Below are 24,458 nucleotides of genomic sequence, written 5' to 3'. Positions count from 1 at the left end.
GCGCGTACCGTGCGCCCCCTGCTCGCCCTGGCGGCCCTGGGGGCGGGCGCGCCGGCGTTCGCCGCCGTCTGCAGCTATGCGGAAACCGGCGCCTCGCTGGGCTCGGCGTCCTCGTTCGCCGTGCGCGACGGCAGTCTGACCACACCGGGCAGCTTCTCCATCACCTGCGGCTCCGGGCTGCTGTCGTTGCTGTCCACCGACAGCCTGCTGCGGGCCACGCTCACCAGCGACAACGGCTTTTTGCTGCGCAACATCAGCGACAGCACCAAGGCCATCGGCTACCAGGCGGGCAACGGCAGCGGGCTCATCTATTCGTCGGGCCTGCTGGTGATCAACGCCACCGGGGCCAACATCCTCACCCTGCTGCCCAACCGCAAGGCCACCGTGCCGCTGCAGATCGCCACGCTGAACGCCAACGTCCCGGCCGGCACCTACCGCGACACCCTGCGGCTGGCCTGGACCTACAACCTGTGCGACGGCGCGGGCCTGCTCGCCACCTGCCTGGGCACGGTGTACGCCGGCACGGCCACGCGCACCGTGACGGTGGAACTGCAGGTGAACAACGACTGCCTCATCACGCCCGGGGCGATCAACTTCGGCAGCGCCGCGCTGCCCACGGGCTTCGGCGAGGCCGCGTCGCAGGTGGCGATGGTGTGCACCACCGGCATGGTCTACACCGTCGGCCTGGGGCCGGGCAGCAACCCGAGCGGCGGGCGGCGCCAGATGGCCAACGGCAGCAACCGGCTGGCCTACGACATCTTCTTCGGCGCGGGCACCACGCCCTGGGGCACGACCGTCGGCTCCCGCGTGTCCAGCAGCCAGGCCACGTCCGGCCCGGCGGGCGGCATCGCCAACGGCACGGGGTCGCACGTGTTTCCGTACCGCGCCCGCGTGTACCCCGACCAGGCCGCGCCGGTGGAGGGCACCTACCTGGACAACGTGGTGGTGGACGTGCAGTTCTGAGCCGCACCACCCATCCAGCCCGTCCGTCCCGAAAATCCAGCCGAACAGGCCGCCAGCGCAATCAACACTAAGGCATTTCGCTATATTTTTAATAGCAAATGCCCATGAACGCCCCGATCAGTGGTGGTGGCCGTGCCCGCCGTGCACGTGGCGGTGCACGACTTCTTCCGGCGAAGCCGGCCGCACCTCGGTCACCTTGCAGGAAAAGCGCAGCGCCTGGCCGGCCAGCGGGTGGTTGCCGTCCAGGTGCACCTCGGGGCCCTTGATCTTGACCACGTTGAACACGTGCTCGCGCCCGTCGTTGCCCGCGCCGCGCAGCTGGCCGCCCACCTTCACGCCGGGCGGGAACTCGCTCTTGGGGATGGTGCGCACCAGGCTTTCGTCACGCTCGCCGAAGGCCTCGGCCGCGGTCAGGTCCAGCGTGGTGGCGAAACCGGTGGCCTGGCCGTCCAGCACGGCCTCCACCTTCGGAAAAATGCCGTCGTAGCCGCCGTGCAGGTATGCCATGTGGCCGGAATCGAGCGGCTTGCCCTGCGGCGTGGTGACCTTGTAGCTCAAGGTGACGGCGGTGTCTTTGGAGATGTTCATGGAGGGAGGGTCCGGACAGGTCGGTGGATCGTCGAAGCCGGGCGGCGTGCGCCCGGCGGTGCAGGCCTGCATTGTCGAGCAACGCGCGCGCCATGGGTGCCCGCAGCCAGATCACCCGGAAAACGGCCTCGCAGCAGTTCCCCGATTCCACGAACGGCTACTTTTTCTGCCTGAACTTCGGTTTTCCCACCTTGCTGACAAGCAACGCCACGACGACGACCACCATGAGCAAAAATGCGTACTGCCCCAGAAACTGGAAAGCGCCCCAAGCGAGCACCGCCAACACGATGCAAAGCAGCAGGAATAGAAGGCTATTCATCACGCATAGCTGAAATTGGACGGAGCGATTTTGGCTTGCATTCCAAAGCGTGCCCGGCCCGGATGATTTTTCTGGATGACCTGGGGGTTGTTGGCATAGAAGGCTGCCAGCCCATCGAACTCCAGTTTGTTCTGGCGAGCCATCACGAAAAGATCGGACATGCGTGATCCACAGCCGAGTGAGCGCCCCGCAGCCACCGCGATGCTGCCGATGGCCGCTCCGGTGTACGCGGAGGCCCCGATGGAGGCAGCCACCGCCAGCTTTTCCAGACCCACAGTGGCGCCGACCAGTTCAGCCATCGTGGCGCCTTTGCCCAGCGTGGCCAGGGTCCCCACCATCGTCGAGGCCGTGCTGAGGGCCGTGTTGTAGGTATCAAACAGCGTGGACGGCACGGGCAAGCCCAAATCCTGCATGTTCTCGTTGAAGTATTTTTTGAAATCGCCTGCGGCGTAGCACTGCCCCATCCATCGACTCCGGTAGTGAGGGAACACAAATGCTAAATCGGGCCTCTCCATCCCACGGCAATAACCATTTGCACACAAAAAATGACAGTCCGATCACCCGGCCGATGGCAATCCCACATCCACCGGCGCGGGCACGTCCGGCGCCGTGCCCGGCCGCTGCGCGAACCGGCCCACGGTCGGCCCGTGCACCGGCGCCGCATCGCCCCAGGGCCAGCCGCCGAAGCCGGTGCGGCGGTAATCGGCCAGGGCCTCGGCGATTTCCTGCTGCGTGTTCATCACGAAGGGGCCGTACTGCACCACCGGCTCGGCCAGGGGCCGGCCCTGCAGCAGCAGGAATTCGGCGTCGGCCGTGCCGCCGTTGTGCAGTGCCACCGCCTCGCCCGCGCGCAGCTCCACCGCGGCGTGGTCCACCGGCCGGCCCGCCAGCGTGACGCCGCTGCCGGCAAAGAAGTACAGCATGCGCCGGGTGCCCTCGCCGGTGGCGGCGGGCAGCGTGAAGCGCGCGCCGGGCTCCAGGCGCAGCGTCCAGATGGCCACGTCGGCCTCGGCCTGCGCGGCCCACGATCCCGGCGGGGGCGCCAGGGGCGCGGCCTCGCCCAGCCGGCCGGCCACCACGGCCACGTGGGTGGCGCCGGCGCCGTCCGTGCCCGGGTCCACCACGCGCGGAATGTCGCCGGACCAGAACATGGTGAAGTGCGGATCGACCCGCTTGGAACGCGCCGGCAGGTTGAGCCAGATCTGGAACAGCTCCAGCGGGTTGGGACCGGTGCGGTCCAGCAGCGGGAACATCTCGGAATGCACCACGCCGTCGCCGGCGGTGAGCCACTGCACGTCGCCCTGGCCGAAGCGGGCGGCGGCGCCCAGCGAGTCGGCATGGTCGATGAGGCCCTTGCGCACGATGGTCACGGTCTCGAACCCACGATGGGGGTGCGGCGGGAACCCGGGCACCACGTCGCCGTGGTACATGCTCCAGCCGTCCCGGCGCGAAAAGTCCTGGCCGATCTGCCGGCCGTGCAGCGGCGCATCGGGCCCCAGTTCGGCATTGCCGGGCGGGTAGGCGTCGTCATGGTGGGCGCAGAACAGGAACGGGTCCATCGTGGGCCACAGCGGGCCCAGGGGCTGGGTGTTCAGGATCGGGGTGTCGGCAACGGCTGGCATGGAAAGCTCCTGGGTGGCGCCGCGCGCGGCCCCGGCGGCCGGCGTGCACGGTGGGGTGCGACCGGCGTGGCGCGGGCCATGCGGCGGCATGGTCTGGCACTGCACATGGGGGCGGCCGGCGGCGCTGCAACGCGGGCGCGGCAGGACAGACTGGTGCGGGGATGGAACAGTGGCCTGCGCGCGGATCATGCCGCAGGGACGGGACGGGTCCGCACTGCCATGCCATTCCAAGCCTGCATTTCAAGGAAAAACCAGTCCATGCCGGCGATTTGCATGCCTGCATTGCTATCGATTCAATAGCAAGCCGCCCCAACGCAGCTGGCAGGCCGCTCAATCCTGCAGCGGCTGGTTCAGCTCCGTGCGCCAGGCGGTGGGGTCCGAGCCGGTCTCGGGCCCGGTCAGGTAGCACTCCCACAGCTCGCCCGTGGGCGTGAGGCCCTCGCCCTCGATCCATTGCAGGAACTCGCCCCAGGCGCCCGCCAGGTCTTCATAGCGCCCGCGGTGCACGGTGCGGGCCACGCGCATGGCGGGCCACTCGCTGGGCTGCATGCGGCCGTGCGGGCCGATGGGCGCGGCCAGAGGCACGCTGATCTCGAAGTCGAAGGTGTCCGTGGGCCGGCGCCGGTGGTGGGTGAACCAGGGGCCGGCAGGCGAGGCGCCCTGGGCGGCGATGGCGTCCATCAGGTCGCGCACGCCCTGGCCCATGACGTGCTGGATCTCCTCGCGGGTGCAGGTGACGTGGATGAACGCCGTGGGGCGGGCGGGCAGGTCGGCGATGTGGGGCGTGTCGATCATGGGCTCAGCGGGCGCGGGGGCCGTCGTGGTCAATCGGAGGGGCGATGGCACGCGCCCGGCATCGGGGCGGTCCGGTCAGGCGGCGGGCGTGCACACCACCATCCACGGCACCCCGAACCGGTCGGCCACCATGCCGAACGCGGGCGAGAAGAAGGTGGGCGACAGCGGCACCTGCACCTGGCCGCCCTCGGACAGCGCGGCGAACAGGCGCCGGGCCTCGGCCTCGTCGGCCGGGCCGAGCGACAACGACATGCCCTGGAACACGGGCTGCCCACCGTTCATGCCGTCGGAAGCCATGAGCGTGGTCTCGCCGATGCGGAACGCGGCGTGCATGACCTTGTCGCCCGGCGGCGGGGCCGATCCCGCGCAACCGGACGCATCGGTCGGGGCGGGGCTGTCCGAAAAGCGCATCAGCGCGGTGACCTCCGCGCCCAGGGCCGTGCGATAGAACGCCAGCGCCTCTTCGCACCGGCCGTCGAAAAACAGGTAGGGTTCCACTTTCATGCGTCGTCTCCTGGCGGCCCGCGCCGGGGCCGGGTGCGGCGCCCATCACGATTGTGAACACCGTTCACAAACCATAGCCGGCCTGCCGGGCAGCGTCCACCGGGAATTCCCGGACGCGGGGCGGGAGCGGTCCCCAGGGCCAACGGTCAGGTCAGATATCGGCGGCGATGGCCGGCTCGCCATGGCCGAGCGCGTCCAGGCTGATCTGGATCTGCGGCACGTCGCTCAGGTCCGGGCTGCGGCCATCGGACAGGTCTTCGAGCGCGGTGAACTGCCCGTCCAGGTACAGGAAGGTGACGGTGCCGGCGATGTCCGCCAGCGCGTCCTCGGGGCTGGGAAACCCGTCGCGCGCCACCTGGTCGCCGCCGTCCAGCGCGTAGCCGTAGCGGCCCTGGGCCTCGGTCAGCCCGCCCAGGTCGATGAGCTTGTCGCGCACGTTGCTGGCGTACACGCGGCCACCGGCCGCATAGAGCGTGAAGGTCTGCGCGGCGCGCGCGGCCTGGGAGAGCGAGGAAGCGGTCATGGACTCATCCTTTCAGTTCCAACGAAACGGGAGCCACCCGGGGGCTTGCGCACAGGCCCCTGCGGTGCATGGCGCGTCAGGTCAAGGCTGCCGGCCGGTGCCGTCGCTGGCGGTCTCGCGCGTGGCCAGCCACCAGCCGCAGACCAGGCCCGCCACGCCGAGCGCGGCCACTGCGGCCAGCCGGCTGTCGCGATGATCGCGGTGGCCGCCGTCGATGGCGGTGCCGCGCGACGGCTCGAACAGGTTGCCTTCGGACACGGGCACTTCGCGCGCGCGCCGCAGCGCCGCATCGGTGAGCCAGCGCATCGCGCGGCCCACGCTGGCCGGCGCCAGCGCATGGGCCAGGCGGCCGGGCAGCGCGGGCGCGCCGAGCCAGGTCACGTCGCGCGGGCGGGTGGACAGGCCCACGATGGCCTCGGCCACGCGGCGCGGGTCCACCATGGGCAGCGGCGGCCGGATGCTGCGGCCCGTGTAGTTGGCGCCGTGCGAGAGGCCCGGCGAATCGACGAAGGTGGGGGCCACGTCGCACACGTGCACGTGGGGCAGGTCGGACACCTCGGCGCGCAGGCTTTCCGACAGCCCGCGCAGGCCGAACTTGCTCGCGGTGTAGGCGGCCGCATAGGGGGCGGGCACCCAGCCGCCCATCGAGATGAGGTTGACCAGCGTGCCGCGGCCGCGTTCGCGAAAGTGCGGCAGCACGACGTGCGCGCCGTGCAGGTGGCCCAGCAGGTTGGCCTCCAGCACGCGGCGGTGCGCGGCCACGGGCACGTCTTCGAAACGGCCCACGGCGCCCACGCCGACGCTGTTCACCCACACGTCGATGTGGCCGAAATGGCGCAGCGCCTTGGCCCGCAGGGCCTGCACGGCCTGGGGATCGGTCACGTCGGTGGGCACGCCGATGGCGGTGCCGCCTTCGGCCCGGCAGGCCAGCGCCACCGCCGACAGGGTGCCCGCATCGCGCGAGGCCAGCACGATGCACGCGCCGCGCCGGGCGAAGGCCAGCGCCGTGGCGTGCCCGATGCCGCTGGACGCGCCCGTGATGACGACGACGGTGCGCTCGGGCAGGGGCGCGGCCGGGGCCTGGTCGGCAGACGTTTCGGGATCGGGGGTCGGGGAGCGGGCAAAGAGCATGGGGCCGGAATTCCTTGGGGTCGTCGTTGCTGCGAACGGCGCGGGCGCCTGAATGCAGTGACCCACCCAGACGCGAAGGCGCCGCCTTCCAGTGGCCGTTGTAGCCCCCGATCGCGGGCCCGGGCGTAGGACGGTGCCGGAAAGGCGGCCGCACGGGCCACCTCACGGGGCAAGGCATGGCGACTCCCGGAGGCCGCCAGCACAATATCCACTAGGGCATATTGCTATTCATTTAATAGCATCCGACTGCCGCGCCGTGGCAGGCTTTCAGCGCCCCACCACGGACCAGCCGGCGCGCTGGTCGGTTTTGTCGTTCTCGTACTCCCACGCCGTGCCGCAGCGGTCGCACTGGTAGCGGGTGATGGTGACGAGGCCGTGGTCGCGCTCTTCCTTGCGGTTGCCGCGCTGCACCAGCTCGGCATGGCCGGGGGCGCGGCGCCAGTTGCGCTGGATGCCGGCGCAGCCATCGCACAGCTCCATCTTCTTCAATTCGCTCTGTCGAGCCGGGTCCTGGGTCATGGGGTTTTCTGCCGCGTTGGGGATCGAGGGCGCCCTGGGGGCGAGGGCCGCTACTTTAACCAACGGGGCGGCCAAGGGCCACGGCGCCCGGCCGCGCCGGCTCGCACCAACCGCGCCGGGCTCAGGCCGTCGCCGGCTGCTGCACGCGCAGAAAGCCCCCGGGCGGCGGCCCGCCCGCCGGCGCGGCCAGCTGCACCGTGCGCGCCGGCACGGCGAAGTCCACGCCCAGCGTGGCGAGTTCGCGCATCAGCGACAGGTTGATGCGCTGCTGCAGGTCCATGTACACGTTGTAGGCCGGGTCCAGCACGATGTAGACCACCTCGTACTGCAGCCCGTTCTCGACGAAGCCCTGAAGGTGCGCGCGGTCGAAGCGCGCCTGGCCTTCGGCCTCGATGATGCGGCGCACGGCCTGCGGCACCGCCTCGGCCTGCTCGGCCGTGGTGCCGTAGGGCACGCGGAACTGGAACACGATGCGCCGCTCCTGCAGGTAGCGGTAGTTGTTGATGGTCTGCTTGAGCAGGTCGGTGTTGCTCATCACCACCTGCTCGCCGCCCAGGCTGCGGATGCGCGTGGTCTTGAGGCCGATGCGCTGCACCGTGCCCGCGACGCCGCCCACCACGATGAAATCGCCCGCATCGAACGGCTTGTCCACCGCGATCGCCAGCGAGGCGAACAGATCGCCCAGGATGCTCTGCACCGCCAGCGCCACCGCGATGCCGCCCACCCCGAGGCTGGCCACGAACGCCGTGATGTTCACCCCCAGGTTGGACAGCATGGCCAGCAGCACCGTGGCCCACAGCAGCGTGCGCAGCCCCCAGGACAGCAGCGTGGCCGACGCGCTGAACGGCGCCGCGTCGCCCGCGGCGGCCAGGCCGTGGTGCATGCGGTAGCGCGCGATCCCCAGGGCCACCGCGCGTGTGCCCCACAGCCCCACCTGCAGCGCCAGCGCCAGGAACCACAGCTGCCCCACGCGCGTGGCCCAGCGGCCCGGCAGATCGAGCATGCCCACGCCCACCAGCACGGCCGCCACGAACACCAGCAGCCGGCTGGTGCCGGCCAGCAACTCGTACACCACGCCCGCCGTGCGGTGGCTGCCGCCCTGTGCTTCGGCCAGGCGCCGCGCACGCCGCACGGCCACGCCCAGCAGCAGCGACATGGCCAGGTACGCGCCCAGCGCGGCGGCCAGCGCCAGCGCCAGGCTGACCAGGGACAGGCCCCAGAGCGTTTCGGTCTGGAACCACGAGGTGAAGGATGGCGTGTTCATGGAGCTCCTTGAAAAGAAGGACCGGGCCGCGCGCGAGGCGCCGCCGGTGGCATGAAAGGAATGGGGCGGAAGGGGCCGGTGGCCCCTGGCGAGCGCGGCGGTGCCGTGCGCAACGGCGCTGCGTGGCCGCGCCGGAAAAAGCCCATCGTAAAAAACGCCGGGCCGGACCGGGGTAGGACCATGCCGCACCTGCCCTGCGGCACGCCGGGCCCGACGCTCAGAACCTCTCCAACGTGGGATGCAAGGCGCGGTGCGCCGCCAATGGCAGGGGGCTTGCGTGCAAACACGGTAACGCGCCAAACCGCCCGGAAAGGCACTGGCCTCGCGGATAGAAGAGCCATCCCCGAAAAATCGGTGAACACGTTCCTTTCTAAGGTGCGGCCTTGGGCTCGAAGCGCACGACCAGCCCCTTGTCCGTCACCGTGATGCTGCTCGGCTGCATGCCCAGGCCATCCGGCACGGCCAGGTCCTGCGGCCGCAGCTGGTGCAGCACCACCTCGCTCAGCGTCTGCTGGGCCAGCTGCGGGCCATAGATGTCGAGCATTTCCGCGGCCTGGGGCTGCAGCCCCTCCAGGCGCAGCGCGTTCACATGCAACTGGTGCGCGCGGATCGTGCGGTCCGACGGCTCGTAGCGCAGCGCGAAGTCCACATCGAAAGCGCCGGCGTAGCGGCGCTGCAGCAGCGGGCCCGAGGCGGTCACGTCCATGTCGGCGTTCAGCCGGTTCTGCTGCGGCAGCAGCCGCAGCCGGGGCGCCTGCACATCCAGGTTCATCAGGCCGCCCAGCGCATAGCGGCGCGGAAACTTCTCGGCCACGGCGCCCTGCATCTGCTCGGCGGAGATCGTGTAGCTCTGCGCCCAGGCCTGGGGCGCCACGGCGCAGGCCGCCAGGGCGAGCGCGGCGCAGACGGCCCGGAAAACGCTACGGAGTGCTGCGGAGTGCTTGGAGTGCGCGGGGTGCGGAATCGAACGGAAAGCAACCATCGTGGCGGACACCCTCATGTGCGGAAAAGAAAAGACCGGCAACGGCAGTGACTGACCCCGGGCAGGCCGATCAGTTCCCGGGCGGCGGCGCAGGCGGGCACCGGCCGGCCCCATGGCCCCGGCCCGCACGTCAGCCCCACCAGCGTTGCCACCAGGGCGACTGCGGGGCGAGGTCAGCCTCCGCAGCCCCGGCCAGCGGCGCCGGGGCGGACAGGGCCTGCGGCGCGCTTGCAGCCTGCGCGCCGGCATGCAGGCGAAGGGCCTGCACCGCATCGTGGCAACGCCATGCGGCGCGCTCACGGGCCAGGGCCAGGTGCTCCGCACAAAAATAGGCCAGACCGGGCGCCCGGCTTCCAGGCTCGGGCAGTGTGTGGTTGTCGTGGTCGGCAAAGGCGACCCAGTCGCCGTAGGCGCCCTCGGCCGCATCGTCCAGGGGCTGGCCGCAGATCGCGCAGGTGGCTGGGTTCATGGGTGCGGCTCCGGTGGTGTCATCGCCAAGGCACGGCAGGGCCGTGCGCGGGCTCGGCGGCGGCCCCCACGGCGGCGCGCGCCTGGGAGGTCCGGCCATTTCGCCCGGTCGACGATTTTGCAGGGCAACCCCCGTGCGCGTGCGCCTGTTTTGTGAAGGTTTGTGAGCCCCGCCCCGCGCGCGCCCTTGCCGCTACCCGCCCGCCATGCGCAGCCGGCGCGCCGCATCCTCGGCCCGCGCATCGTCGATCTCGCGCATCACCGCCTGCAGGTCCACATCCGCATGGCGGCGCTCGTAGCGGCCGGTGAGCGGGGTCTCGTTCGTGAGTTGGCCGCTCTGGTACAGGGTCCAGATCTCGGGGCCGTATTCGGTGGCCCGCAACTCGGGCGCGAACTGGCCGAAGAAATCGCGCAGGTTGGCCACGTCGCGCAGCAGCATGCGTGGCGCATGGTTGTTGCCCGCCGCATCCACGGCCTGGGGCAGGTCGATGATGACCGGGCCCTCGGCACCTTCGTCCGCACCGGCGCCAGGCAGGTGGGCGAGCAGGATGTTGAACTCGGACAAGTCCCCGTGCACCACGCCCGCGCACAGCATGCGCACCACCTCGGCGATCAGCGTGGCATGGTGCGCCCGGGCCTGCTCGGGCGTGAACGCCACGTCGTTCAGTCGCGGCGCCGCATCGCCGTGCGCGTCGGTCACCAGCTCCATGAGCAGCACGCCCTCGTGGAAGTTGAACGGCTGCGGCACCCGCACGCCGGCGGCCGCCAGGCGGTAGAGCGCATCGACCTCGGCGCTCTGCCACGCGGCCTCCTGCGCTTGCCGGCCGAACTTGCTGCCCTTGGCCATCGCACGGGCCGAGCGGGAGTTCTTGACCCGGCGGTTCTCGGTGTAGTCCACCGCCTGCCGGAAGCTGCGGTGCGTGGCCTCCTTGTAGATCTTGGCGCAGCGCGTTTCGTCGCCGCAGCGCACCACGTACACCATGGCTTCCTTGCCGCTCATGAGCTGGCGCACCACGGTGTCGATGAGGCCTTCCTCGATGAGGGACTGGAGTCTGGGGGGAGCTTTCATCGGGGCATTTTGCGCGCATGGGATGAATAGCTGCGAGCAAGCCTGAGCAGCTCACAGCATGCGTGCAGTGATGGCATCAGCACCACATACCTCCACATCTAGCGCAATACAGCCGCGTTAACGATTTTTCACGAAAACCATTTCACTTGCGCAGTACATTCCCTCCCCGATACGGGAGGATAAATGCTGAATGTGAATAACGAGGGAATTGTCATTGGCGATGGCTTTGTTGCACAAACCGAATCGAGCGCGTTATGACCCCAGCCCCAGGCGCACTCATGCCACAGCCGCCACCGCGACGGTTTCAGGCCGTCCAAGCTGGCTGAACCGGTTCAGCAGCGCAACTCGGACATGCAGCTCAACCACCTGACGCTCAAACGTTCGTGCCATGACCCGCTCGCCCAAGCGCTTGAAGCAGTGCATCTTGGTCTCCACCAGGCTGCGCCGGTGGTAGCCGCTCCAGCTCTTCCAGATACGCCAGCCCAGGCGCCTGCAGGCCCGTACGGCTTCGTTACGGCTGGCTGACCCGGGACTGGCCCGTTTCCAGAAACTGGCGTTCTTGCGTGGCGGGATCACGGCCTGTGCACCTCGTCTGGCAATGGTGTCCAGACAGGCCCGCGTGTCATAAGCTCCGTCAGCACTGACACTGACACTGGCGATGGGCTCATCGACCTCAATTTGCGCCAGCAACTGCGGCAGCATGGGCGCATCTCCAATGGCGTTGCTGGTGACCTCGATGGCCCGGATCTCCAGTGTCTGAGCATCGATGCCCAAATGAACCTTACGCCATTCGCGCCGGTATTCGGCCCCGTGCCTTTTGCGCTTGCATTCACCTTCTCCCAGGAACTTAATGCCTGTGCTGTCCACCAGCAGGTGCAGCGGTGAGCTCCTCGGCTGGTAGTTCAGTTGGACTTGCAGATCCTTTTGGCGCCGACAGACCGTGCTGAAGTCAGGGACCGGCCAGTTCACCCCAGCCAGCTTGAGCAGGCTTTGGACCATGCCAAGCGCTTGGCGAAGGGGCTGACCAAACAGGCACTTGATGCTCAGACAGAACTGGATCGCGGCATCCGAGAACGTTTGGTTGCGACCGCGTTTGCCTTTGGGCTCAGCCAGCCACTGCATCCCCCTATCCAGCCACATCGTCAGCGATCCACGGGCCTTCAATGCCGCGTTGTACTGTGCCCAGTTTGTCGTGCGGTAGCGGGTCCGCATCTTCTTGCCTTCACTCATCTGGTCAGACTACCAGCGAGCTGCATCGCTTTGTGCAACAAAGCCATTGGCGATGCAAAGATCATTGCCCACAGGGCCATCGGCATCGAGCGTGGCCGAATGGACAAGGTGAACGGCATCATTGTTCATCAGACCAACACCGATAACGAACGCGCTGTGTTCAATAGTTATCGGCAACCCAAAGCAAATGGAGCCCACTTTCTGATCGCTAAAACAGGTGTGATCTACCAGACTGCCTCGCTGCTGTTTGCCACCAACCACGTCGGTCGTTTGAAAGCACGGTGCATCGTGGAAAAAAATTGCGCACCCTCTGAAGTAAAGTTACTCAGCAGTCAGAACTACGAGGGTATCCACAAGACAGAGAAATCAAAGGCAGTACCTGCACGATTCCCTTCGAATACAGACAGCATTGGAATCGAAATTGTGGGCCGCGCTGTGCTGCCGGCAAACAAACCGCTTCCTCTCGGGTTGCCGCAGGAAAAGAGAGAGCGGTTCATTAACGATCACTCCATCTACGAAACGCTGACCGGTGCACAGCAGATCGCACTGCAATACCTCGTCGATGAATTGACCCAGACGCTCGTGATCCCTAAAACAGAAATTCATCGACATCCGGATGTGAGCTACAAAAACACCACGGAAGCTTCGACAGCGGTATGGCGATGACCAAAATCACCTTGACGCTGTTACTGGGTTTGAGCGGAGCAACTGTGTCGTGGGCCACCACGCCTGTCCCCGCCTCTGCCTATGCGTCCCAAGCCATTGGCCGCATTGCCAACATTCACATCACCAACGGCTCGGCCAAAAGCGTGCAAGGCGGGGATACGAACTGCGAAAACCTTTCCATCGACACCCGCCGGGTGGCCTATTTTTGGCAGCATGCCGTCCGAAGCGCCCGGTACAACTACCTCCAGAGTCTGGACCAGGGCGACTGCCAGGCCGAAGCGCAACTGCAACTGCCGAACCGGAAAAAAGGCCGGCTGTCGCTGGACAACGCGACGGGCTGGGGCGTGCTGCAGATCCACCAGACCACGTACTACCTCTACTGCGAGGCCTGTGAAGGGCTCATGGGCGCAGACTTCACCTTTCCTTCCGTCAAGTGAACAGGCCTCCAGCCTCTGTGCATTAGCTGCACCGCAAGGCGGGCCGTGTCAGCCCCCGGCGCCGGCCCACACCGGATTGAGCAAACGCTCCAGCCGCTGGTGCGAAGCCTCCACGCGCTGCAATGCCGCATCCACCAGAGCGGGCGTCATCACGATGCGCTTGCCATCGGCCTCGAACGGCTTGCCGCGCGAGATCGGCACCAGCGAGGCGCGAAACGCCTTGTCCTTGGCCAGCACGTCGTCGGGCGCCAGGTTGCGCGCCTTCAGCATGGCCAGCCGGTCCTTCAGGGCCGCCTCGTAGCGCGGATTCACCACGGGCTTGCGCTGCTTCATGCTGGCCTGGTAGCTCAGTGCCGTCGCGCGCTCGTACTCGATCGAATTGCGCATGGCCGCGGCCAGGCGGTCCTGCGCGGCCTCGTTGGCGGCAGCGTCGGAGACATCCACGCCCGCCCAGAAGTCGCGGTGCACCTGCTCGGTGAGCACGGCGTCTTCCTTGAACATGGACATCAGCAGCGCCTGCCGCTTGGCGCTCAGTTCGGCCGCCCAGGGGGAGCTGGCCAGCAGGCAGGCGAGGACCAGCGCGAAGCCGGCGCGGAGCCATCGGTGGGACGGAAAATTCATGGGCATGCCTTCGTGGTCGGGTTCGTTGGTTGAAGAAACAAGGGGAGACACTGGACCCGGCAGAACGCCGGCCTGGCGGGTGCGGTCGGCCCGCCAGTATCGCCGTGGCGTCCCGCACCCATGCCGCAGGGCCCGGCCGTGGCCGGCCGCTGCGGGTCTTAGCATCACGCCCATGCCCCACGACCTGCCCCTGACCCTTGCCGACATCGACTTCACCGCCCCAGCGCACGAGGTGGCACGCTGGCTCATCGGCGTGACGCTGCTGGTCGACGGCGTGGGCGGCCGCATCGTGGAAACCGAGGCCTACGACCAGACCGACCCGGCCTCGCACACCTTCGGTGGCCCCACGGCCCGCAACGCGGCCATGTTCGGCCCGCCGGGCTGCGCCTACGTGTACCGCTCCTACGGCCTGCACTGGTGCGTCAATACCGTGTGCCGCGAAGCGGGCCATGGCGCCGGCGTGCTGCTGCGGGCCATCGAGCCCACCCACGGACTGGACACCATGCGCGAACGGCGCGGCCTGCAGGACGCCCGGCTGCTGTGCGCCGGCCCCGGACGGCTGGCGCAGGCGCTGGGCATCGACGCACGCCTGGACGGCGAGTCCCTGCACCTGCCGCCGTTCGCGCTGCTGCAGCCTTCGCCGCGCGGCCCGGCGCCCGACGTGATCGCCGGGCCGCGCATTGGCATCTCCAAGGCGGTGGACGTGCCCTGGCGGTTCGGGGAGAAGGGTTCGCGGTTCTTGAGCCGGCCGTTCACGGCGGGGGTGAGAAACCAGGGCTGATGCGCCGGACAGCCCCAACCAGCCATCGCCAGGGCAAAAGCCCGATTCGAAACAGGAACGACCGATGACCATGAAAAACGCCCTGCGAACCATCCCCCTGCCATGGCTGGCGTGGGTTGCCCTGGCCCATTCGGGGCCAATGGACCCATCGCCACCACAGGGCTCGGCATCGAAGGCCGCAGCAGCAACTGAACAGGAGGAAGACCGCCGCCGAATGGAAGCCCGCGCCTACGCCATCGGCCCGGTGCGCCGCATCACGTTGTCCGGTGCGCGATTCTTCGATGCGGAAGGCAAGCCATGCACGGCCGATCCGCCGCCGGCCCGCGTCACTGAGCGGTATGTGCGCAACTTCCTGCGGCAGGCCATCCCCATCTCGCAGGTGGCGGTGATGAACTATTACGGATCCTTCGGGGAATGCACCAGCGATCCCGTGGACGTGCAATTCAAGGACGGCCGGCAGGTGCGCCTTTCGCTCGCGGCCGACAGCGGCGTGGGCTATCTGTCGCCGGTGGTCAAGGGCCGGGAGGAAGACGTTTACTTCTACTACTGCGAGGTTTGCAAGCGGTGAAGTGAAGGAGATGAAGCAGAGGGCCGTCTGGCTTTCAGAGTGCCAGAGCGCGCCGCCCAGCCCACCGCGTCCTATCCATCCAGCCGCGCAGCTCCTGGTGCCTCAGCGCCCGGCGCCGGCGTCCGAACGGCCCGCAACCGGCGGTGCGCCTCGCCGTCCATCTCCACCGGCAATTGGTGCTTGGCCTGCAGGTAGTGGTGGGTGAACACGTCGAGATAGGCCTCCAGTGTCTGCGCCGCATGCGACTCGCCCGCCAGTTCAAGGCAGATCGCCGCCACCTCGGAGGTGCAGAAATGCTCGTCGCGTTGGGACCGGCGCAGCCGGTAGCGCGACAGCTGCTCGGGCTGCAGGCTGAGCACCGGCAGGTGGTTCAGGTAAGGGCTCTTCCTGAACATCTTGCGCGCCTCGGTCCAGGTGGCGTCCAGCAGCACGAACAGCGGGCGTCGGGGCTGCGGCGGCGGCATGCCCTGCGCAGGAACCTCTGTTGGCTCCACCCGGGTCACCACCCGCGAAGGCTCCGCGAACTCGCCAGGAAACACCACATACGGCTGCCACTGCGGGTCGCGCAGCAGCGCCAGCAGGGCCGGGTCCACCACCGTGCGCGCCCAGCCGAAGGCGAAGGTGTCCGGCACGACGTCGGCGATCAGCCAGCCCGTGTTGCTGGGCTTGAGCGGCTCGATGTCGGCCATCAGCAGGCACATGCCGGCCTGGGTGGCGACCTGGGGCCGCACGGCGCACAGGCAGTGGCTGGGCACCAGCCGGCAGCCGGGGCAGCGCTCGCCGCGCGGGCCGCCCCGGGCGAGGAACGGCTTGGAGCTGCGCGCCAGGCGCTCGGTGCGCAGGCGGGAGACGGCGTGGGGAGCAAGGGAGTGGCCGGCCAAGCGGTCCACGGGATCGGTCAAGCCAGCTCTTCCAGCAAAGTGGCAACCGTGGCGATGAGGGCTGGCAACGAGTCCTGTGCCACGGTCCAGACCGTGTGCACCCGGATGGTGGCGTAGCCATGGATCAGCTGGTTGCGAAACGCCACGATCTGCGCCAGATCCGGTATGCGCGCAGCCAGTGCGGCGTCTGCCCTGGCCAATTGGCCGAGCGCCTCGCCGATGATCTCGAACTTGCGTTCCACGGCCGCCTGCGCCATTTCATTGGCGGCGTAAGCCTCGGCGTCCATGCCCTGAAGAAAATTCTGAATGGCCTTTGCCGCCGCCTGCACATCCCACAGAAAAGCGCGCGGATCACGCGGCAACATACACAGGCTCCCGATGGCGGTTGATGCTGGCCAGTACGTAGGGATTGCGCACCGCGCCCGGCTCGATCAAGTCCACCGGACGGCCGAGCAATTGCTCCAGCGCGGCTTTGGTGCCGAAAAACGAGTGCAGGCCGACCGGCGCGTTATCGGCGAACTCCACCAGAAAATCCACATCGCTGGTGCTCGGATCGAAATCGTGCGCACGGGCTGCGGAGCCGAATACCTCCAGCCGGCGCACGCCGAAGCGTTGGCAGATGGCCGCGATGCGCGGCAGGTGTTGGGCGATGGCGGAATGCATGCGGGAGATTCTAGGGGGGCACCTACTGCCCATCGGCCGGCCCTGCACCGCGCGCATGGCCCTGCCCATGACGAGGGCCCCAATCAACCGCCCACGTGCTCCAGCTCGAACAGCGGCACCTCGGCCTGGCGGCTCAGCCACAGGCCGCCGCCCAGCTCCAGCGCGCCCTCGCGCAGCCCGCGCCGGTACAGCGTGGCGGAGTGCCGGAAGATGCGCGCATCGGTCAGGTCTTCGTCGATGATGTCGCGCTCGTAGTCCTCGCGGGAAACGGCCTCGACATACAGCGCACCACGGCTCAACTGGCCCAGGTTGCGCAGGGCGGCCTTCAGATCGGGCGGGCTCAGGTAGGGCAGCACGCCCTGGCAGATGACCAGGTCGAACGGCTCGCTGGCCTGGTAGTCCACCACCGAGCCCTGCTGCCAGCCGTAGCGCTCGCACAGGTAGGGGCTGAACTCCACGCCCTGGTAGCTGGCCGCGGGAAAGTGCTGCGCCACGATGCCCTTCCACAGCCCGATGCCGCAGCCCACGTCCAGCACGCGCTGCACCGGCACCCGCAGGTACTTGAGGTAGCTGCACACGAAAGTGCCCAGGCGCTCCATGTGCTGCGGGTCCACCACGCTGGTCTTCTTGTCGTAGTAGAAGCGCTGGTAGTACGCCTCGTCGAAGGTGCTTGCGCTGGCTGATTTCAAAGAGGCGGTCCTTGCAGGGAAGTGGAAAAGAAGGAGGGACTGGGGGACGACGCGAAAACGGTGGCAGCGAGTATCCCGTATCGCCTCGGCCACGCGCACGCGCCCTCTGCATGCCTACCGCTGTGTGCGCCGCAGGGCAGGCCGGCGCCGTCCGGCGTCGGCGATACGGCACGGCATGGCACCGCTCCACCCGATTCGAATGGACGCGACACAATGGTCCGGCATGAGCGCAGCCCCCTCCTCCACGCCCCTTTCCGCACCACTTGGTCCCGCCCCGTCCGACCACTGGATCGCCACCGCGCACGGCCGCCTGTTCGCGCGGCGCTGGGCCGCCGGGCCCGCGCCCTGCCCCGACCCATCCGCGCCGCCGCCCATCGTCCTCTTCCACGACTCGCTGGGCTGCGTGGACCTGTGGCGCGAGTTTCCCGCCGTGCTGCGCCGCGCGACGGGCCGCGGGGTGATCGCGTACGACCGCCTGGGCTTCGGCCGCTCCGACGCGCGCACGGGCCTGCTGCCACGGGACTTCGTGGAAGACGAGGCGCGCACCAGCCTGCCGGCCCTGCGCGCGCACTTCAACGTGCAACGCTTCGTGGCGCTGGGGCACAGCGTGGGCGGCGGCATGGCCGCCCATTGCGCGGCAACGCGGGGCACGCCGGGTGACGGCCCCGGCGGCGCGGCGGGCAGCGACTGCGACGCGCTCATCACCATCGCCGCCCAGGCCTGCGTGGAAGAGCGCACGCTGCAGGGCATCCGCGAGGCGCGCGACCAGTTCACCCAACCCGGCGCCCTGGAGCGCCTGGCCCGCTACCACGGCGCCGACCAGGCGCGCTGGGTGCTGAGCGCGTGGGTAGACACCTGGCTGCACCCGGGTTTTGCCGATTGGTCGCTGGCCGAGGCCATGGCGCGCGTCACCTGCCCTGTGCTGGCCCTGCATGGGGACCGCGACGAATACGGCTCCACGGAGCAGCCCGAGCGCATCGCCCGCTGGGCCGCCGGGCCGGCACGTGTGGACATCCTGCCCGGCGTGGCGCACGTGCCCCACCGCGAACAGCCCGACGCGGTGGCCCAGCGGATCGCGGGGTTCCTGGCCGGCCTGCCCGCGGGCCCGGCGGACGGCACCGGCCATCCACCGCAGCAACCGCCCTCAACGCCGGGCTGACGCCTGCCGCGCTGAAAGCCGTCCCGCCCGAAGCGAGCGCCTCACGCCTTGGGCGGCCGATGCAGTGCGCAGAGCTTGTTGCCGTCCGGATCGCGCAGATACGCCAGGTACAGCGCGCCGCTCGGGCCCTCGCGAAAGCCCGGCGGGTCTTCGCAGGTGGTGCCACCGTGGGCGACGCCCGCGTCGTGGAACGCCTGCGCCTGTTCCGGCGACTGCACGGTGAACCCGATGGTGCTGCCGTTGCCGTGGCAGGCCGGCTCGCCGTTGATCGGCGTGGAGATCGCGAACGTGCCCGTGGGGCTGCGGTAGAAATAGCGGTTCTTGTGGGCGGACCCGGGGGCGATGCCCAACGTGCCGAGCACCGCGTCGTAGAACCGCTTGGACACTTCCAGATCGCTCACACCCAACATCACATGACTGAACATGGCTTTTGTCTCCGTGGCGCCCGTCGCCGGGCAAAAAAGGGATCGGACGATGGTAGCGGCCGCCTGCCCGCGCGCGGGTCGCCCGCGGGCGCTGCGCGCCGCCTTGGCGACATCCCGGAGGGGTTCGGGCCGGTGGGGGAAAACCCTCCGGGTCCGCGCTGATAAACCAAGCATCAAAATGGCCACCAGCGCAATTGACACTAGGGCATATTGCTATCAAAAACAGAGCGCCACGCATTGACCCAACGCCGACCGCTGTCTGCAACCCATTCCCATCTCATTCCGTCCCATCCCATCCACCCTACTGCCCCTCCTGCCATGCCACCCATTCACTTCACCCCCGTCCCGCTCGACAAGGCCTACCGCCTGCTCAACCACGGCCCGACCGTGCTCGTCTCCGCCCACCACGCCGGCACCGACAACGTGATGGCCGCCGCCTGGGCCTGCGCGCTGGACTTCAGCCCGCCGAAGGTCACCGTGGTGATCGACAAGGCCACGCGCACGCGCGAGTTGGTGGAAGCCAGCGGCCAGTTCGCGCTGCAGTTGCCGACCCAGGCCATGGCCGCACTCACCGTGGGTGTGGGCACCGACAGCGCCAAGGCGCGGCCCGACAAGCTGCAGCACCACGGCGTGGAGTTGTTCCAGGCGCCCGGCCACGCCACGCCCCTGGTGCAGGGCTGTGCGGCCTGGCTGATGTGCCGCGTGGTGCCCGAGCCGCACAACCAGCAGGCGTACGACCTGTTCATCGCCGAGGTGGTCGCCGCGTGGGCGGACGAGCGGGTGTTTCGGGAAGGGCACTGGCACTTCGGGGAAGCGCCGGGGGCGCTGCGCACGCTGCATTACGTGGCGGGTGGGCAGTTTTATGCGACGGGGGCGTCGGTGCGGGTGTAAGCGCAGAGGCGGGAAGGCTGCTCTTTTGGCTTGGCAAAGGCCCGAAGATGCTGTGGTTCTGCGATAAATTTCCGAGCCCATCTATAGCCATGCGACTCTGGAGGCGAGCAATTGCGTTCAGCCAGCATCCCAAGCTTTGCGGCGATTAGCCCCTTGATTCACCGCACAATGTGCGGCGAATAAGACGCACCCGTCGCGCGTCGGAAAATTTCATTTCAGCCAAACTGATCTCCAGGAAGCGTCCCTCAACTGGAGATCGCGCACCGCCCTTCATAAGCGGCCATGATGAACGGCTTGGCCGCCTCCAAATCGGCTTGCGTGCTCAGCGTAAGCTCCAAATTGCCAGTTCCCCAATGTCCGATGTTCGTCACATCCCAAGCGTTCGCCAACGCCGGCACGGCTGTGCCAGGGTCCAAATGCAAGTACAGCAAAAGGCAACTTTTCCGGTGCGGAACCACGGTGGCAAAGTTTTTCAGCCGTTTGAAGGCCACATACAAGCGCAGCTCTTTGCGCTGTACATCGTCACCCAACGAAAGCATGTAGCCGTCCAACGAGGCAAGCAGTAACTGCACAGGCGCAGCCATCTTGGCCAACACTTCGGCAACCGATTTATCTGGGCCGGTGCCCTTGACACCAAGGGAATCAGACACCAACGGCACGAAAACTGCGTCCGCTCCCGGCTTGCTCACGGGCGCTTTTGGCAACTTGACTGCTGTCGCTTTGCTGCCCGCATCACTGCCTGCATTCACCGACTCCAACAAGAGCAGGTCACCCCCGAACTGCCGGTAGCGAATCAGCTCGATGTTGCGGCCAATCTGCTGCACCGCGTGGCCGTCGTACTTGGTGAAGTCCGCCGCAATGCACACCACGCGGGGGGCGCTCCAGTCAATGGCGTCGGCAGCAGCGGCGCCCAGCTTGTCCAGCACCAGAAGCTTGAACTCTGCCTTTTGGTCCAGCAACCAGTCCAGGTAGAACAAACCCTGGTTGATGACGTTCTCGCCCACCGACCGCTTGTATTCCAGGATGACGGGGCAATTGTTTTCATCCAGGCCCAGCGAATCGATGCGCCCGCCGTGCGTCTTGCCTGTGGAATGCTCGCTGGCGATGAAGCGGATGTTGAGCAAAGGTTGCAGATTGGCTTCGATCAGCGTTTGCAGAGGCTTTTCCAGATCGGAGGCGCTGCCTTGCAGCTCGGTGGCGGTGCCGCTGGTAAGGCGGAAGAGTTTGATGTCGCTCATGGCAGATCACAACGCAACAAGCGTTCGGTGGATGGCGAGCCACGCAGCTCAAGGCGCAGCCAGGGCTGCTTCTGGAACTGTGCCGGTGGCTGCGTCGTGGTCGTGACGATGTATTGAAAAACGGAGTTTTCTTGGGCTTCCAACGTTGCGACCGTGCTGAAAAGGCGGTGGTACACGCTGAGCCCCAAATCAGCCTCACGGGGGCTGTCATGCACGAGGAATGCGGGCAGGTGGGTAGTGCCTTCCATGCTCATGCCCATCACGGCAATGTCGAACGCAATCACTTTGAGCGACTCAATGGCAGCGGTTGACCGCTCGCCCCCCAGTTGAACGGCTAGCTTCACGCCATTGCCGTCCAGCGAAACGCGCCCTGACGCCATGGGCCCCACCACAGTCCGAATCACCGCATCGAAGTAGTTCGACAAGCGATCAAAAACCAGCCCCTTCTGCTCACGGAACGCACCCATGCGGTCCCGGTTGTCCTCCATCTGTGCCACCAGCTTTGCAGCGGCAGAGATGGCTTGGTCCCAGTCGTCCCAATCACGCGCCAGGCGCTTGATGTCGTCCAGGCTTCGGGTCACCTTGAACCAACTGGTGGAACGGCCTTCGTTGAGCTTTTCAGCTTTGTTCAGTGCTTGCCGCAAGGAATCGCGTGCGGAGCGTGCCGGTGGTAGCTGCTGCTTGAGCAACGTGATCTCGACACGGACATCCCCGATGGCTTTCTTCGCCTCATCCATCTGCTTCACCAATGCGTCGTGACGCGCACGCAGGCCATCAAAGTCGGGCAGTTTGTGGGAGAGCTTGCACCCTTGGGCCAACACGCGGTCAATAGGCACTTCGCAGATTTGGCAGGCAGAGACTTCCGCACCCCGCACCCTGGCCGAGCTGGCGGGTAGCTCTGACTGGTATTGCCTGAGCAGCGCTTCGCGAATGGGCAAGCTGGCTTCCAGCACGGCCAACTGTTTCTCCAGCTCGCTCACACGCTGCTCGCTGTCGCGCCAGCGTTGCCTCAAGTCACCCAGGTTAGAGACATCCACCCCCGGGCTCACCCTGGATGCCTGCGCCAGCTTCTGGCTGGCGGCCTGGCGAAGCACGCCAATACACAACCGCCCCTCGGGCACATCGGTGGGTACCAAGTCCAGATTGCGGATGATCTCCAGGCGCAGCCGCTCGCAAGCCCACTGCCTGCGCCCCGCCTCCAAGGTCTTGGCCTTGTGGGCTTCGGTCTTGGAGGCAATCGCCTGCTGCAACTCGATCTCTTCGGGGGATATGGCTGCAATCAAGCCGCGCAAAGCCTCTTGCAAACGGCTGCGCGACATGGATCGGGTGGGCGATTCCGACGCAGATTCAGCCGCACGCCAATCCAGCACATGGTCGAACCGGAATTCCTGGTCACGCGTGAGCCATGCCAGGGCCACCCGCCAGGCATCGTGCGGATGATCCACCGGCATCAAGGCGGCCACTTGCGGCGTGAGGATTTGGGTCTCAATGGCGTTCAGCAGGGATTTCATCCCGGTCGGCTCGTTCTGCCGGTCAAACAGTTGTTCCGGCAAAACATTCGCCACCGCAAAATGCCCGCGCCCCACGCCCAGAGGTCGCAACACGCCCCAAGGGGTGCCGTTCAGCACCACCTCTGCCGAAACCCAACCGTTTAAAAACTCGGCGCTGATGCTCAGCCGTTGGTCCTCAGGCGCAAACTGGTCTTCGCCCAGGCAATAACGCAGCAGGCGGCAAAACAGCGTCTTTCCCGCTCCGTGCCCCAACGCGCCCGCATCGTTGCGGCCACCAAAATCCGCCGGGTCGGGCGACCACACAAAGTTCAGCCCTGGCCGAAGCTCCACCGTCCGCACCGGCACGTGCGGCTCTTTCCAGATGGTGAGCCGCCGCACCCACAGCGCAGGCTGCTTGGCACCCGCTGGCGGCGTTACCCACAAGGCAGGGCGTTCAAACAGTTCAGGCTGCTCTTGCATGCACAAACTCCACAGTCGATGTCTCCAGCAACGGCAAGATGGCCTCGGCACCATGGGCCCGCAGGTACGCCACCACCCAGCCCGCACGGCCCTCTGGCCAACCTGCCGTTTTAATCTGGCCCGCGCCAATCCCTAAAGCCCAGGTGGCCTGCGGCCCAGAGCCTTCTTCCACCAAGTCCCCACGCGCCCGCATGCCCAGCAGGGCTTTGCGCCAAGCACTGTCGGTAGCGGGCTGCAGGCGTGCCACCTGCGTGGGCAGCGGGTCCGCCGCCGGGCCCACCAGCCGTTGCCATTGCGCGGCTTGCTTTGCAGGCAGCGCCGCCGCCATCTGGCGGGGTTGCAGGCACAGCACGGCGGCAAGACGGGCCTGCATCTGCAGCATGGGGCCGCCCCAGGCCTTGAGCACAGCCACCAGCAGGGCCGTTACCGCATGCTCATCCACCACGTCAGGCGCTGCCCACATACCATCGGACAAACCAGTCGCATCGGGCTTCACCACTTCGGGCGTGGCAAAAAGCTCTTGCGTCTTGGTGCGTGGCCGCCCACGCGATGCCTTCGCTTTGGCGGGCTTGGTCGCGGCAAGGCGCTGCAGCAACACGCTAGCGGGCTCGTCTTGCGGGTCTTGCTGCACCAGCTCGCCTCGAAAGGCTTTGGCCAAGACCAAGGGGCTCAGGCATTGGGCTTGGTTTCGGGCTGCATTGGCGCGGGCTTCGATGCGGTCGGCCAGGGCGAATAGGGCTTCTACACGGCGGACGATTTTGGTCTGCACATCCAAAGGGGGCAGAGGAATCTCAAACTCCTTGACCTTGGACAGATTGAGGTTTGGCTGGTTGCCTCCCTCAGCAAGCTCGCGCATATTGAGGTAGTTCGCCTGCAGAGCCAACTTCACAAAAGCTGTCAGCGCTTTTGCGTTGTCAACACGGATTGCAGTGCAGGCTTGGTTGATGGTTGCATCTATTCCTAGTTCGGCAACTTGACCGCGTGTTTTTCCTTCCCCGTACATCGCTACCAGAAGAGTACCTTTTGGATAGATCTTGAGGCGGTGCGCAGAAATAGCGGCTGCCGTAACGAACTCACTGGCTCGTTGAATGATGGCCTCGGACGTCGCAGAACTGGTTATCCACGGAGTGCCGGTACTTGCAAAAAACTGGGCGTTAGAACGCAGGGGTGTTGACCCGGTCCCGACCGATGCAATCGACGATATACAGGCTCTTGGCGCTCCGCCCTCCACTGCGTTTTCACTGAAGGCACCATTCAAGGCCGCCTCCAACACCGCCTGCCGAAAACGCTTGAGCAAGGCAGGGATGGCGTCGAAGCGGTCGTTGCAGGACTGGATGCGGGTAAGCAGGGTGTCGAGTTGGTTGGCGATGCGAGTTTGCTCAGCGCGTGGCGGCAAAGCTACCAAAGTGCGTTCAAACACCCCCTTGGTCACATGACGCAATCCCACTCCACCATGGCTTTGTTGCACAAATCGCGATGCTGATGCCCGTAG

30 protein-coding genes are annotated in these 24,458 nt (G+C 67.1%); 8 read left to right on the top strand and 22 right to left on the bottom strand.

Annotated elements, in window-relative coordinates:
- Positions 1 to 9 precede the first annotated feature (9 nt).
- A complete protein-coding gene (locus tag M5C96_RS01280) occupies positions 10 to 963 on the top strand; it encodes a Csu type fimbrial protein (RefSeq protein ID WP_272566681.1) in 954 nt (317 codons plus the stop codon).
- Positions 964 to 1,080: 117 nt separating this feature from the next.
- On the opposite strand, the gene M5C96_RS01275 is transcribed toward M5C96_RS01280, so the two are convergent.
- A complete protein-coding gene (locus tag M5C96_RS01275; protein ID WP_272566680.1) occupies positions 1,081 to 1,551 on the bottom strand; it encodes an FKBP-type peptidyl-prolyl cis-trans isomerase in 471 nt (156 codons plus the stop codon).
- Positions 1,552 to 1,643: 92 nt separating this feature from the next.
- Between M5C96_RS01275 and M5C96_RS01270 the strand changes: the two genes are divergently transcribed.
- Positions 1,644 to 1,883, top strand: a complete 240-nt coding sequence (locus M5C96_RS01270; protein ID WP_272566679.1) for a hypothetical protein — start codon at positions 1,644 to 1,646, stop codon at positions 1,881 to 1,883.
- On the opposite strand, the gene M5C96_RS01265 is transcribed toward M5C96_RS01270, so the two are convergent.
- From M5C96_RS01265 to M5C96_RS01210, 12 genes are all read right to left on the bottom strand, one after another.
- Positions 1,870 to 2,334 carry a hypothetical protein gene (locus M5C96_RS01265; protein ID WP_272566678.1) on the bottom strand — a complete coding sequence of 155 codons (465 nt, stop codon included), beginning with the start codon at positions 2,332 to 2,334 and terminating at the stop codon, positions 1,870 to 1,872. The two genes, M5C96_RS01270 and M5C96_RS01265, sit on opposite strands and share 14 nt — an antisense overlap.
- 93 nt (positions 2,335 to 2,427) lie before the next feature.
- Complete coding sequence (locus tag M5C96_RS01260; RefSeq protein ID WP_272566677.1) at positions 2,428 to 3,492, bottom strand: pirin family protein; 1,065 nt, start codon at positions 3,490 to 3,492, stop codon at positions 2,428 to 2,430.
- 330 nt (positions 3,493 to 3,822) lie between these two features.
- Positions 3,823 to 4,287 carry a GyrI-like domain-containing protein gene (locus M5C96_RS01255; RefSeq protein ID WP_272566676.1) on the bottom strand — a complete coding sequence of 155 codons (465 nt, stop codon included), beginning with the start codon at positions 4,285 to 4,287 and terminating at the stop codon, positions 3,823 to 3,825.
- 75 nt (positions 4,288 to 4,362) lie between these two features.
- Positions 4,363 to 4,791, bottom strand: a complete 429-nt coding sequence (locus M5C96_RS01250) for a VOC family protein (RefSeq protein WP_272566675.1) — start codon at positions 4,789 to 4,791, stop codon at positions 4,363 to 4,365.
- 151 nt (positions 4,792 to 4,942) lie between these two features.
- Entirely contained in the window at positions 4,943 to 5,314 is a 372-nt protein-coding gene (locus tag M5C96_RS01245; RefSeq protein ID WP_272566674.1) for a hypothetical protein, read from the bottom strand.
- 81 nt (positions 5,315 to 5,395) lie between these two features.
- Positions 5,396 to 6,445 (bottom strand): SDR family oxidoreductase, encoded by a 1,050-nt coding sequence (locus M5C96_RS01240; RefSeq protein WP_272566673.1) that lies wholly within the window; start codon positions 6,443 to 6,445, stop codon positions 5,396 to 5,398.
- 267 nt (positions 6,446 to 6,712) lie between these two features.
- The gene (locus M5C96_RS01235) at positions 6,713 to 6,964 is read right to left on the bottom strand and encodes a hypothetical protein (RefSeq protein WP_272566672.1); all 252 of its coding nucleotides are present in this window, start codon (positions 6,962 to 6,964) and stop codon (positions 6,713 to 6,715) included.
- Positions 6,965 to 7,085: 121 nt separating this feature from the next.
- A complete protein-coding gene (locus tag M5C96_RS01230) occupies positions 7,086 to 8,228 on the bottom strand; it encodes a mechanosensitive ion channel family protein (RefSeq protein ID WP_272566670.1) in 1,143 nt (380 codons plus the stop codon).
- A 370-nt stretch (positions 8,229 to 8,598) separates the two neighbouring features.
- A complete protein-coding gene (locus M5C96_RS01225) occupies positions 8,599 to 9,210 on the bottom strand; it encodes a DUF1439 domain-containing protein (RefSeq protein WP_272566668.1) in 612 nt (203 codons plus the stop codon).
- 130 nt (positions 9,211 to 9,340) lie between these two features.
- Entirely contained in the window at positions 9,341 to 9,679 is a 339-nt protein-coding gene (locus tag M5C96_RS01220) for a hypothetical protein (protein ID WP_272566667.1), read from the bottom strand.
- Positions 9,680 to 9,871: 192 nt separating this feature from the next.
- On the bottom strand, positions 9,872 to 10,747 hold the full coding sequence (locus M5C96_RS01215) for a PA4780 family RIO1-like protein kinase (protein WP_272566665.1): 876 nt from the start codon (positions 10,745 to 10,747) through the stop codon (positions 9,872 to 9,874).
- Positions 10,748 to 11,023: 276 nt separating this feature from the next.
- Positions 11,024 to 11,977: an IS5 family transposase gene (locus M5C96_RS01210; protein WP_272563677.1), complete on the bottom strand. Its 954-nt coding sequence runs from the start codon at positions 11,975 to 11,977 to the stop codon at positions 11,024 to 11,026.
- Positions 11,978 to 12,007: 30 nt separating this feature from the next.
- On the opposite strand from M5C96_RS01210, the gene M5C96_RS01205 reads away from it, so the two are divergent.
- Together M5C96_RS01205 and M5C96_RS01200 are read left to right on the top strand one after the other, a co-directional pair.
- Positions 12,008 to 12,643: a peptidoglycan recognition protein family protein gene (locus M5C96_RS01205; protein ID WP_272566663.1), complete on the top strand. Its 636-nt coding sequence runs from the start codon at positions 12,008 to 12,010 to the stop codon at positions 12,641 to 12,643.
- On the top strand, positions 12,640 to 13,080 hold the full coding sequence (locus tag M5C96_RS01200) for a hypothetical protein (protein WP_272566662.1): 441 nt from the start codon (positions 12,640 to 12,642) through the stop codon (positions 13,078 to 13,080). Before M5C96_RS01205 ends, M5C96_RS01200 begins: the two co-directional genes overlap by 4 nt.
- 48 nt (positions 13,081 to 13,128) lie before the next feature.
- Here M5C96_RS01200 and M5C96_RS01195 read toward each other — a convergent pair whose 3' ends face one another.
- On the bottom strand, positions 13,129 to 13,701 hold the full coding sequence (locus M5C96_RS01195) for a hypothetical protein (RefSeq protein ID WP_272566661.1): 573 nt from the start codon (positions 13,699 to 13,701) through the stop codon (positions 13,129 to 13,131).
- 172 nt (positions 13,702 to 13,873) lie between these two features.
- On the opposite strand from M5C96_RS01195, the gene M5C96_RS01190 reads away from it, so the two are divergent.
- Positions 13,874 to 14,482 (top strand): DNA-3-methyladenine glycosylase, encoded by a 609-nt coding sequence (locus tag M5C96_RS01190; protein WP_272566660.1) that lies wholly within the window; start codon positions 13,874 to 13,876, stop codon positions 14,480 to 14,482.
- Positions 14,483 to 14,552: 70 nt separating this feature from the next.
- On the top strand, positions 14,553 to 15,050 hold the full coding sequence (locus M5C96_RS01185; protein WP_272566659.1) for a hypothetical protein: 498 nt from the start codon (positions 14,553 to 14,555) through the stop codon (positions 15,048 to 15,050).
- A 71-nt stretch (positions 15,051 to 15,121) separates the two neighbouring features.
- On the opposite strand, the gene M5C96_RS01180 is transcribed toward M5C96_RS01185, so the two are convergent.
- The 4 genes from M5C96_RS01180 to M5C96_RS01165 all read right to left on the bottom strand — a co-directional run bounded on the left by M5C96_RS01180 (position 15,122) and on the right by M5C96_RS01165 (position 17,283).
- Positions 15,122 to 15,952: a tRNA-uridine aminocarboxypropyltransferase gene (locus tag M5C96_RS01180; protein ID WP_272566658.1), complete on the bottom strand. Its 831-nt coding sequence runs from the start codon at positions 15,950 to 15,952 to the stop codon at positions 15,122 to 15,124.
- A complete protein-coding gene (locus M5C96_RS01175; protein WP_272566656.1) occupies positions 15,949 to 16,296 on the bottom strand; it encodes a HepT-like ribonuclease domain-containing protein in 348 nt (115 codons plus the stop codon). The genes M5C96_RS01180 and M5C96_RS01175 overlap by 4 nt, the downstream gene beginning before the upstream one ends.
- Positions 16,283 to 16,594, bottom strand: coding sequence for a nucleotidyltransferase family protein (locus tag M5C96_RS01170; protein ID WP_272566654.1), 312 nt, complete (start codon positions 16,592 to 16,594; stop codon positions 16,283 to 16,285). Before M5C96_RS01170 ends, M5C96_RS01175 begins: the two co-directional genes overlap by 14 nt.
- 83 nt (positions 16,595 to 16,677) lie before the next feature.
- Complete coding sequence (locus tag M5C96_RS01165) at positions 16,678 to 17,283, bottom strand: class I SAM-dependent methyltransferase (protein ID WP_272566652.1); 606 nt, start codon at positions 17,281 to 17,283, stop codon at positions 16,678 to 16,680.
- A 223-nt stretch (positions 17,284 to 17,506) separates the two neighbouring features.
- Between M5C96_RS01165 and M5C96_RS01160 the strand changes: the two genes are divergently transcribed.
- Entirely contained in the window at positions 17,507 to 18,442 is a 936-nt protein-coding gene (locus M5C96_RS01160) for an alpha/beta fold hydrolase (RefSeq protein WP_272566651.1), read from the top strand.
- A gap of 41 nt (positions 18,443 to 18,483) precedes the next feature.
- Here M5C96_RS01160 and M5C96_RS01155 read toward each other — a convergent pair whose 3' ends face one another.
- Positions 18,484 to 18,867 carry a VOC family protein gene (locus M5C96_RS01155; protein WP_272566650.1) on the bottom strand — a complete coding sequence of 128 codons (384 nt, stop codon included), beginning with the start codon at positions 18,865 to 18,867 and terminating at the stop codon, positions 18,484 to 18,486.
- Positions 18,868 to 19,185: 318 nt separating this feature from the next.
- Here M5C96_RS01155 and M5C96_RS01150 point away from each other — a divergent pair, with 318 nt between their 5' ends.
- Entirely contained in the window at positions 19,186 to 19,758 is a 573-nt protein-coding gene (locus M5C96_RS01150; protein ID WP_272566648.1) for a flavin reductase family protein, read from the top strand.
- 245 nt (positions 19,759 to 20,003) lie between these two features.
- Here the strand turns inward: M5C96_RS01150 and M5C96_RS01145 are convergent, their stop codons facing one another.
- The 3 genes from M5C96_RS01145 to M5C96_RS01135 are packed head-to-tail and all read right to left on the bottom strand — an operon-like array spanning position 20,004 to position 24,434.
- On the bottom strand, positions 20,004 to 20,996 hold the full coding sequence (locus tag M5C96_RS01145) for a DUF5655 domain-containing protein (protein ID WP_272566647.1): 993 nt from the start codon (positions 20,994 to 20,996) through the stop codon (positions 20,004 to 20,006).
- The gene (locus tag M5C96_RS01140) at positions 20,993 to 22,966 is read right to left on the bottom strand and encodes a chromosome segregation protein SMC (RefSeq protein ID WP_272566646.1); all 1,974 of its coding nucleotides are present in this window, start codon (positions 22,964 to 22,966) and stop codon (positions 20,993 to 20,995) included. Before M5C96_RS01140 ends, M5C96_RS01145 begins: the two co-directional genes overlap by 4 nt.
- Positions 22,950 to 24,434, bottom strand: coding sequence for a restriction endonuclease subunit S (locus M5C96_RS01135; protein ID WP_272566645.1), 1,485 nt, complete (start codon positions 24,432 to 24,434; stop codon positions 22,950 to 22,952). The genes M5C96_RS01140 and M5C96_RS01135 overlap by 17 nt, the downstream gene beginning before the upstream one ends.
- Positions 24,435 to 24,458: the final 24 nt, after the last annotated feature.

This window comes from Acidovorax sp. GBBC 1281 (genome assembly GCF_028473645.1).
Classification (GTDB): domain Bacteria; phylum Pseudomonadota; class Gammaproteobacteria; order Burkholderiales; family Burkholderiaceae_C; genus Paracidovorax.
Note: the sequence above shows the minus strand (reverse complement) of the source record. Positions and strands in the feature narration are given on the sequence as shown.